An 8,992-nucleotide genomic window follows, 5' to 3' on the forward strand; every position below is an offset into this window, starting at 1 on the left:
CCAGCAGTCCAGCTCCCTTCAAACGGAACAATATTGATTTCTTCTTTTGAAAAGGAAGAAACTAAATCGTGCAATTTACTGTAGGTTTCAAGTATGGTATTTTGAATAGCGCTCTTCATTTTTTTTAATTTTAGAAATAGAAAATTCTACAGTTCGTGTTTACCGATTGGTTTGCTAAAAACCTCAGTGCATTATCTGTGAAATTAAATTTATAGAAATTAGGGGAAATGATACTCTTTCAAATATACAATAAAAAATATTAAAATATTGTAAATCAAGTATTTGATAAGTGTTAATTTTTTAAGGAAGCGCTTCGCAGAAGTAACCGTGCGAATTAACAATGTCGATAATTTTTGTATTAGAAAAGGTAGGTGCATGAATGCGCAGGATTTTGTCGCAATCTTCTAAATCGAAGTTGATCGAGCTGTTTGGATAATGCTCAAGAAGCTTCTCAATGATTATCGAGCATTGAGATTCTTCTTGAACATTTGTTTTAAAAACTTCAATCATAAAGTTTTGGTTTTTAGAGCGCTATGTTTTTATAACGGTGTATTCTATGATATGTTACATAAGATACTATTAAAATTGCAAAAACGATTAGAGGAAAGAAACCTTGAAAACCTATTCCGTCAACAGCAAAGTGACTTATAGATGCAAAAATAAAGTCAAAAGCAAATCCTGCGTAAGCCCATTCTTTTATGCGTCCCGGCACTTGCGGAATAATTAATGCTAAAACTCCAAGAATTTTAAACACAACTAAAGCATTTCCAAAATATTCAGGATAACCTAAGTGTCTAATTCCTTCCTTAGCCATTTCTGATTGAGAAGTTAAAGCTGGCATTACGCCCTCAAATAAAAAAATAAGAATTGTAGTAGTCCAAAAAATAATTTTTGTTGTTTTCATTGGGTATTTGTTTAAAAGGTTATTAGTTAATGTATTACAAATCTAATAATGTTTTTCTTTTAAAGAAATACACATTTGCGACTATTTTAGGGGCATTTTGGACAGAATTAATTATGAGTTATGAGTTATGAGTTATGAATTATGAATTATGAATTACTAACACTAAGTGCAGAAATACTTAATGGATTCAGCATGTGTCCTTCGACTTCGCTCAGGAAGACATAAATGAGAGTAAGGTAATCTGCGAAATCTTTGAGAAAAATTAAAAGAAAATAACCGTAAAGCAAGTAAATTTGAATTTTGATTTTTAAATATTGGGTTTTAAAAAGTAGTTCGTTATCAAAAACAAATCTTCAAAGCCTAATCTTGTATAAATACCTTTTCCTAAAGGAGAAGCTTGTAAATGTGCATATTCAGTACCAGCGTTAATGGCTTCGTTGATGGCAAACTTCATTATTTCTTCGGCTAAACCTTTTTTGCGCATTTCTGGAATTACTCCAACACCATGAATTCCCATAACATTTCCTGTTTGAAAAAGAGTAAGCGTTCCTATTGGTTTCTCATCTACATGAACCAAATAGAATTGGACATTTTCATAATTATGAACCAGCGTTTCTTTACTAATTACATAACTAAAAGATAGCGGATAAATATCTGACCATGTTTCAGCATCTTTTTCATTTAAAACTCTCTTAAAAGTCAGATTCTTTTCAAGAGGAAATTTTTCTCCCAGTTTTAAAGCCATTGCCATTAGCTGAATTCGTATTTGAAATTGGTTTTTATCGAAAATTTCTTTTGAATTGCTTTCGAAAATATCCCAATACGGAATGATCAACCCTGGATTTTGGTCTATAATTTCAAGAATCTGCGGCAGATTTTCTTCTGTAATATCTTCTCTGAACCACAGTCGATTTGGCCAACCTGAGTTTTTTATCTGACTGTATTGAAACGGATCGTTTTTATGATAAGAAAGGAGAGGAGTAGCAACGGTTCTCCAAAGTGATGTAAGATTGTCAATATTATTTTTTACAAGGTCTGTATTTTTCATTTTTTCGAATATCGAATTTAAATCTATAGCAAAGATAAAACTAGCTTTCTTGAAAAACCTTTACATATGTTGATTTAAATATCTTTTTCCAGACTTTTTCTAATTCGGCTTAGCTGTGTTGGTGTAATGCCTAAATGCGAGGCGATATGTAATAACGGAACTCGATCAGCGATTGTTGGATGCGTCTCAAGAAGATTAAGATATCTTTCGGTTGCATTTTGCATTACTAGCGCCACTTCCCTCTGTTCTTTTTCGATAATCCAGTTTTTTTCCAAGTATGCAATGTAGAAGTTTTTAAGATCATCATTTTCGGTAATCAACTGAATGTATTTTTTGTAATTAAGTTGGATTAAAATACAGTCTTCTAAAGCTTCGATCGTAAAGTCGGAAGGAGTTTGCAGCATTGATGAAACTTTAGAGCATGCAAGCCTGTTTTCGAAAAAAAGGTTTTTGTTATAGAAATTTCCTTGCTCATCGGTAATAAAAGTTCGTAAAATTCCTTTAGCAATAAAATACATATTTTTGCAGACTTCCCCATTTTCTAGTAGTATTTCTCCTTTTTTGATTGTCTGAAAATCTGTCAAGCCTTCAATCAATTTCCATGACTGTTCAGAGATAGGAGCGTAACTTTCGAAATATAATTTTAGATTGTTGAGGTATGTTTCTTTGTTGAAAGTCATTTTTTTTTTGGATTTGCCGCGAAGGCGCTAAGACAGAAAATTTTTGTTGCAACGAATTTCACGAATTTTCACGAATTATTTTTCGAATGAAATGAAAATTAGTGAAAATTTGTATAATTACTGGCAGTCATAAAAAAATCTTCGTGGCTTGTCGTTTTCGTGACAAAATAAAAAACCGCTAAAAAACTTAAAGCTTTATAGCGGTTTCTCAAAAGAATATTAATTATTTGCCTTAATCAGCATAATGAAAAATGCTTCTTTTAACTGTATTATTTATTTTTTCTAGTGTTACTTCTGTCACACCACCTTCGTAATTCATCGAAATGGCTACTTTGTCTTTAAAAATTTCATAATCAATAGAGATTAATCCTTCTTTATTTACTTTAACAGATTTTCTTTCAGTTGGAAGAGTAGTTAAATAATACTGTGATTCATCTACTTCTTTGTTTTTAATGATGTTTAGATAAACCTCATTAATATCTGTATCTTTTAGAATACATTCTCTTCCAGATCCCATTTCTACTTCTATGTCCTTACAATCTCCTTCTTCTGGATTCTCCTCTTTTATTTCTTCTTTGACTACGGTAACAGTATCAGCCGGAGTTTTAGCTGATTCTAATTCTTTTTCTGAATTGTTTTGTTTGCAATTTGTAAAAAGTAAAGCTAAAAGAGCGAAGCATGCTATTTTTTTCATTAGTTTAATTTTTTTAATTCGTTATTGTGGCGTAAAGGTTAGAAAACATAGGGTTTTCTTTGGCAAAAGTAAGAAAAATAAGTTTTATTTCGTTATATAAACAAAAGAGAAATCGCACTAGAAATTCTACAAAGATTTGTCTTCCTGAGCGAAGTCGAGGGACACATACTTAATCTATCTAGTGTGTCTAACTAAGCGTATCCTTCGACTTCGCTCAGGAAGACATAAAATGAGAAAAAATCTGCAAAATCTGCGAGAGACTTAAAAAAAATCTTCGTGTCTTAGTGCCTTCGTGGCAAATTTAAAAAAGCAAAAAACGCCATGAAACCCAAAGGTCTCAAAGCGTTTTCATCTCAAAAAATAAATAATTAACGGGTAACGGGTATTATTTCCAGCCTCCGCCTAGAGCGCGGTACAAATCTGTATTGGCTGTGAGTTGTTGTCTTTTAAGATCAGCTAATTCTAATTCGCTTTGTAAAAGATTTGCTTGCGCAGTTAAAACTTCAAGATATTCTGCTAATCCGTTTTGAAATAACAAGTTTGAATTTTTAATTGCCTGCTGCAATGTTTTTACTTTTTCTTTTAAGAACTTTTCTTGTTGCTGTAATTTTTCCACTTTTACCAAAGCATCCGAAACTTCGCTAACAGCTACCAAAACTGCTTGTCTAAAACTTAAGACCGCTTTTTCTCTTTCTGCTACAGCGATATTATATTGTGTTCTAACCCTTTTATTGTTTAGAATTGGTTGAGTTAAGCCACCTGCAACAGTTCCGAATAGAGAAGCTGGAATATTGAACCAGCTGCTCGTTTCGAAAGAGTTCAAACCGCCTTGCGCCGTAATTCTAAGAGCTGGGTATAAATCCGCTTTTGTGATACCGACATTTGCGTTTGCTACTTTAAGGGCTAATTCCGCGCTTTTTACGTCTGGTCTTCTGCTTACTAATGAAGACGGAATTCCAATTGCTGGATTGCTTTTAATTTCAATTGAATTTAAAAGAATAGTTCTTTGTTTTGAATTTGGGAATGAACCGGTTAAAACACTTAAAGCATTTTCTTGAATAGCAATATTTTGTTCCAATAACGGAATCAATTGTTCTGAGTTTAATTTCTGCGCTTCAGACTGTTGAATTGCTAAAGTGGTTACTTGACCAGCATCGTATTTTAATTTAATAATATTGGTCGTACTGTCGTTTAATCTTAGGTTTTGCTGCGCAATTTTTAGTTGAGCATCTAGCATCAAAAGATTGTAATAGCCTCTTGAAACATTAGCAACAATATTAGTCTGCAATGCTTTTTTTACTTCTGCAGATTGAAGATATCCTGCGTAAGCTCCTTTCTTTTGGTTTCTGATCTTTCCCCAAATATCAGCTTCCCAAGAAAGTGAAGCTCCAGCAGAATAATCATCAATATGTTTAGCGCCTAAAGCCTGATTCAAGTTCATTCCTGTAAAACTATTGTCAGAAGGATTGCTTGTATTGGCATTCACAAATAAATTAACCTGAGGAACATTTCCCCATTTAGATTGTGTAAATCTGTATTGGGCAATTTCGATGTTTTTTTCTGCAATAAGCAGGTCGTTATTTCTAGCAACCGCGCTGTCAATCAATTCAACAATATCTTTTTCTGCAAAGAAGTTTTTCCACTCAATATCGGCAATACTTGTTGTATCACTCGAAACCGATGCATTCCTGAAATTTTCAGGAAATGCATCTTTAGGAGTTTCAATATCCTTTGAGACTTTACAGGATATTATTGTCGTGATCAGAATGGCGAAGGTCACGATTTTGGTTATATAATTTTTCATTGTCTTTTTATTAGATTTCTGTACAAGTATCTTTTCTGGTTTCAAGATCTTTCGAGATTCTGTATGATATGTATCCGATGCCAAATATGATGGCAACAAGGATTGTCGTTATATAGTTTTCCATATTTTATTTTTCTTCGTTGTGAACTACAGCGATTGGTTTTCCGCTGAATTTTTCTTGTAAATGCTGGAATACAATGAATAATACTGGGATGATAAATAATCCTAGAATTACTCCAGAAAGCATTCCGCCCGCTGCTCCAATACTAATCGAATGATTTCCTTGAGCCGATGGGCCTTTTGCGCTCATCATTGGCACAAGACCTACCACAAAGGCAAGAGACGTCATAATAATTGGTCGCAGACGTAATTTTGCTGCACTAATTGAAGCTGCAATTAAACCTTGTCCAGATCTTCTTCTTTGCGCTGCAAATTCCACAATCAAAATGGCATTTTTAGCGAGAAGTCCGATCAGCATGACAAGTGCAACCTGTACATAAATGTTGTTTTCGATTCCTGTTAAACCGATAGCCACAAATACTCCAAAAATACCTGCAGGAATTGATAAAATAACTGCGAGAGGAAGGATATAACTCTCATACTGTGCAGCAAGTAAGAAATAAATGAATATCAAACACAGTAAGAAAATTGTAGCCGATTGACCTCCTGAAGAAATCTCTTCACGCGTTTGGCCCGAGAATTCAAACCCGTAACCTGCAGGCAATTGTTGTTTTGCTACTTCTTCAATTGCTTTAATGGCATCTCCAGAACTAAATCCAGGTTTCGGAATAGCATTAATAGAAATTGAGTTAAACAAATTATATCTAGAAGCGGTTTCAGAACCATAAATACGAGTCAGTTTTACTAAAGTATTTATTGGCACCATTTCGCCGGTTTTATTTTTTACGAATACACGATCAATTGCAGTTGGATCTGCTCTATCGGCAATATCAGCTTGAACAACCACACGGTAATATTTACCAAATCGGTTGAAATCTGATGCCTGCGCGCTACCAAAATAAGCTTGCATAGTCTGTAAAATGTCTTTTACGTTTACACCTAATTGATTCGCTTTTTCGTCGTTGATATCCAATTGTAATTGTGGATAATCAGCTTTAAAACTTGTAAAGGCAACCGCAATTTCAGGACGTTTCATTAATTCGCCGATGAAATTTTGAGAAATACCACTGAATTTATCCAGTTTTCCTCCAGTTTTATCTTGAAGAACCAAATCTAAAGCTTCAACGTTACTAAATCCTGGAACGGTTGGGAAACTGAATACGAAGAAACTTCCTCCAGAAATCTCACCCAATTTACCGCGAACCTGATTCATAATTTCGTCAATGTTTTTAAGAGAACCACGATCTTCATTTGGTTTTAGCAATACGAAAACTACAGCAGCAGATGGACTTGTTGAATTTGTTAATAAGTTGAAACCAGAAACCGCTGTTACAAATCGTGAAGATTCTAAACCTCTTAAAGTATTTTCAGCTTCAGTCATTACTTTTTGAGTTCCGTCAAGAGATGTTCCAGAAGGCGTATTTACTGAGATTGCGATAAATCCTTGGTCTTCTGTTGGAATAAATCCAGATGGAGTTGTTTTAACCATTAACACAGTTGCTAGTGTAATTAAAGCCAAACCTCCTAAACTCAACCATTTTCTTCTAATTAAGAATTTAAGTCCGCCAACATAACGATTCGTAAGCGAGTCAAAACTACTATTGAAAGCGCTAAAGAACTTTTCTTTAAATCCTTTTTTCTCATACGGTGCATCGTGATCGTGAGATCCGTGATTGTCTTTTAAGAACAATGCCGCAAGAGCTGGACTCAATGTTAAGGCATTAACAGCCGAAATTACAATTGCAATCGCCATCGTAAAGGCAAACTGACGATAGAAAACCCCTGTAGAGCCTTCCATAAAACCAACCGGCAGGAATACAGCAGCCATTACCAGCGTAATCGAGATAATAGCACCCGTTATTTCGTGCATTGCTTCATGGGTTGCGATTTTTGGAGACAAACGTTTATGCTCCATTTTCGCATGCACCGCTTCGACTACCACAATGGCATCATCGACCACAATACCAATCGCCAGAATTAATGCGAAAAGCGTTAAAAGGTTGATCGAAAATCCGAATAACTGCATGAAGAAGAACGTTCCTAAAATTGCTACAGGTACAGCAATAGCCGGAATTAATGTTGATCTAAAATCTTGCAGGAAGATAAATACCACGATGAAAACTAAGATGAAAGCTTCAACTAAGGTATGTTCTACCTGTTCGATTGATTGGTCTAGAGATACTTTTGTACTATAAAAAATATTGTGTTTTATGCCTGTTGGAAAATCTTTAGAAGCTTTTTCCATCATTTTATTAATGGCAATCTGAATATCATTAGAATTTGATCCAGCTAACTGAATAACTCCAATTACGATTCCTTTTTTACCATTTAAACGTGTTAAACTGGTATAAGAGTAAGCGCCTAATTCTACTCTGGCAACGTCTTTTAAACGAAGAACAGAACCATCAGGATTAGAACGAATCGCAATATTTTGGTAATCTTCAGGTTTGGTTAGTTTTCCTTTGTATTTAATTACGTATTCAAAAACTTCTGTACTTCTTTCTCCAAATTTTCCTGGTGCAGCCTCCAAACTTTTGTCCTGAATCGCGGCCATAACTTCGCTTGGCGTTACTTTGTAAGTAGACATTTGTGTTGGATTTAACCAGACACGCATAGAATAGTCTTTTACACCACCAAAAATACTTGCAGAACCTACACCCGGAATACGTTTCAACTCGGGAATAATATTAATCTGAGCGTAATTAGCAATAAAAGTTTGATCATATTTAGCTTCATCTTCGGTATACATACCAATTGCCATGATGAAACTGTTTTGCTGTTTAGCTGTAATAATACCTTGCTGAACAACCTCGGCAGGAAGCTGGCTTGTTGCCTGCGCGACACGGTTTTGTACGTTTACTGCAGCTTGATCGGCGTTTGTTCCTAATTTAAAGAAAACAGTAATAGCCAAAGTACCATCGTTACTGGCAGTAGAACTCATATAAGTCATGTTTTCTACACCATTTATAGACTCTTCTAGAGAAGGTGCCACAGAACGTAAAACCGTTTCTGCGTTAGCTCCAGGATATACCGCCGTTACCAAAACTGATGGAGGCGCAATATCAGGAAACTGTTGTAAAGGCAGTTTAGTTAAACCAAGTACACCCAGAATCACCAATAAAATGGAGATAACAGTTGCAAGTACTGGTCTTTGTATAAATATTTTAAACATTTGATTTTATAATTATTTTTTGTTAGTTACTTCGGCAACTTTAGTTGATTTTTCAGGCTGAATTGCTTGTCCGTCCTGAAGTTTGTCAATACCGCTCAACACGATTTGGTCACCAGATTTTACACCGTCTTTAATTAAGTAATTTGCACCACTTTTCCCTACAACGGTAATTGGCATTTTGGTTACTTTGTTATCTTTTCCAACTGTGAAAACAAATACTTTGTCTTGCATTTCAACAGTAGCCGCTTGCGGAACCAAAATAGCATCATTGTGGTTTAATCCTAAACGGATTCTTCCTGTGTTTCCAGAACGTAAAATTCCGTTAGCATTTGGGAAAGTCGCTCTAATCGTGATTGCGCCTGTAGTTTTATCAAACTGACCGTCAACCATATCGATTTTTCCTGTTTTTGGATAAGCACTATTATCAGCCAAAATCAAAGTAACAGGAGGTAATTTTTTAATTTTATCACCTAATGAACTTCCAGCATATTGCTCTTTAAAGTTGATGAAGTCGGTTTCACCTAAAGAGAAATAAGCAAATACTTCATGAACATCAGATAAAGTAGTAAG

The 8,992-nt window shown here is 34.7% G+C and carries 8 protein-coding genes; all 8 read right to left on the reverse strand.

What is annotated here, in order from left to right:
• Positions 1-300: 300 nt before the first annotated feature.
• Positions 301-510: a hypothetical protein gene (locus B3J44_RS16945; protein WP_198857938.1), complete on the reverse strand. Its 210-nt coding sequence runs from the start codon at positions 508-510 to the stop codon at positions 301-303.
• Between the two features lie 13 nt (positions 511-523).
• The gene (locus tag B3J44_RS16950) at positions 524-904 is read right to left on the reverse strand and encodes a DoxX family protein (protein ID WP_286969831.1); all 381 of its coding nucleotides are present in this window, start codon (positions 902-904) and stop codon (positions 524-526) included.
• 307 nt (positions 905-1,211) lie between these two features.
• Complete coding sequence (locus B3J44_RS16955; protein ID WP_286969833.1) at positions 1,212-1,952, reverse strand: GNAT family N-acetyltransferase; 741 nt, start codon at positions 1,950-1,952, stop codon at positions 1,212-1,214.
• Between the two features lie 74 nt (positions 1,953-2,026).
• A complete protein-coding gene (locus B3J44_RS16960) occupies positions 2,027-2,632 on the reverse strand; it encodes a Crp/Fnr family transcriptional regulator (protein ID WP_286969834.1) in 606 nt (201 codons plus the stop codon).
• A 232-nt stretch (positions 2,633-2,864) separates the two neighbouring features.
• Positions 2,865-3,326 carry a hypothetical protein gene (locus B3J44_RS16965; protein WP_286969836.1) on the reverse strand — a complete coding sequence of 154 codons (462 nt, stop codon included), beginning with the start codon at positions 3,324-3,326 and terminating at the stop codon, positions 2,865-2,867.
• A gap of 385 nt (positions 3,327-3,711) precedes the next feature.
• On the reverse strand, positions 3,712-5,130 hold the full coding sequence (locus B3J44_RS16970; protein WP_286969838.1) for a TolC family protein: 1,419 nt from the start codon (positions 5,128-5,130) through the stop codon (positions 3,712-3,714).
• A 127-nt stretch (positions 5,131-5,257) separates the two neighbouring features.
• Positions 5,258-8,422: an efflux RND transporter permease subunit gene (locus B3J44_RS16975; protein WP_286969840.1), complete on the reverse strand. Its 3,165-nt coding sequence runs from the start codon at positions 8,420-8,422 to the stop codon at positions 5,258-5,260.
• 12 nt (positions 8,423-8,434) lie between these two features.
• Positions 8,435-8,992, reverse strand: a 558-nt coding sequence (locus B3J44_RS16980; protein WP_286969842.1) for an efflux RND transporter periplasmic adaptor subunit, incomplete at its 5' end; no start/stop codon positions are given.

Source organism: Flavobacterium sp. UBA4854 (genome assembly GCF_002399805.1).
GTDB classification, from domain to species: Bacteria; Bacteroidota; Bacteroidia; order Flavobacteriales; family Flavobacteriaceae; genus Flavobacterium; species Flavobacterium ginsengisoli.

Excerpts from the sequence above, each read along its gene's own strand:
- B3J44_RS16970 (WP_286969838.1), bottom strand. The coding sequence starts at position 5,130 with ATGAAAAATTATATAACCAAAATCGTGACCTTCGCCATTCTGATCACG.
- B3J44_RS16955 (WP_286969833.1), bottom strand. The coding sequence starts at position 1,952 with ATGAAAAATACAGACCTTGTAAAAAATAATATTGACAATCTTACATCA.
- B3J44_RS16945 (WP_198857938.1), bottom strand. The coding sequence starts at position 510 with ATGATTGAAGTTTTTAAAACAAATGTTCAAGAAGAATCTCAATGCTCG.
- B3J44_RS16960 (WP_286969834.1), bottom strand. The coding sequence starts at position 2,632 with ATGACTTTCAACAAAGAAACATACCTCAACAATCTAAAATTATATTTC.
- B3J44_RS16975 (WP_286969840.1), bottom strand. The coding sequence starts at position 8,422 with ATGTTTAAAATATTTATACAAAGACCAGTACTTGCAACTGTTATCTCC.
- B3J44_RS16950 (WP_286969831.1), bottom strand. The coding sequence starts at position 904 with ATGAAAACAACAAAAATTATTTTTTGGACTACTACAATTCTTATTTTT.
- B3J44_RS16965 (WP_286969836.1), bottom strand. The coding sequence starts at position 3,326 with ATGAAAAAAATAGCATGCTTCGCTCTTTTAGCTTTACTTTTTACAAAT.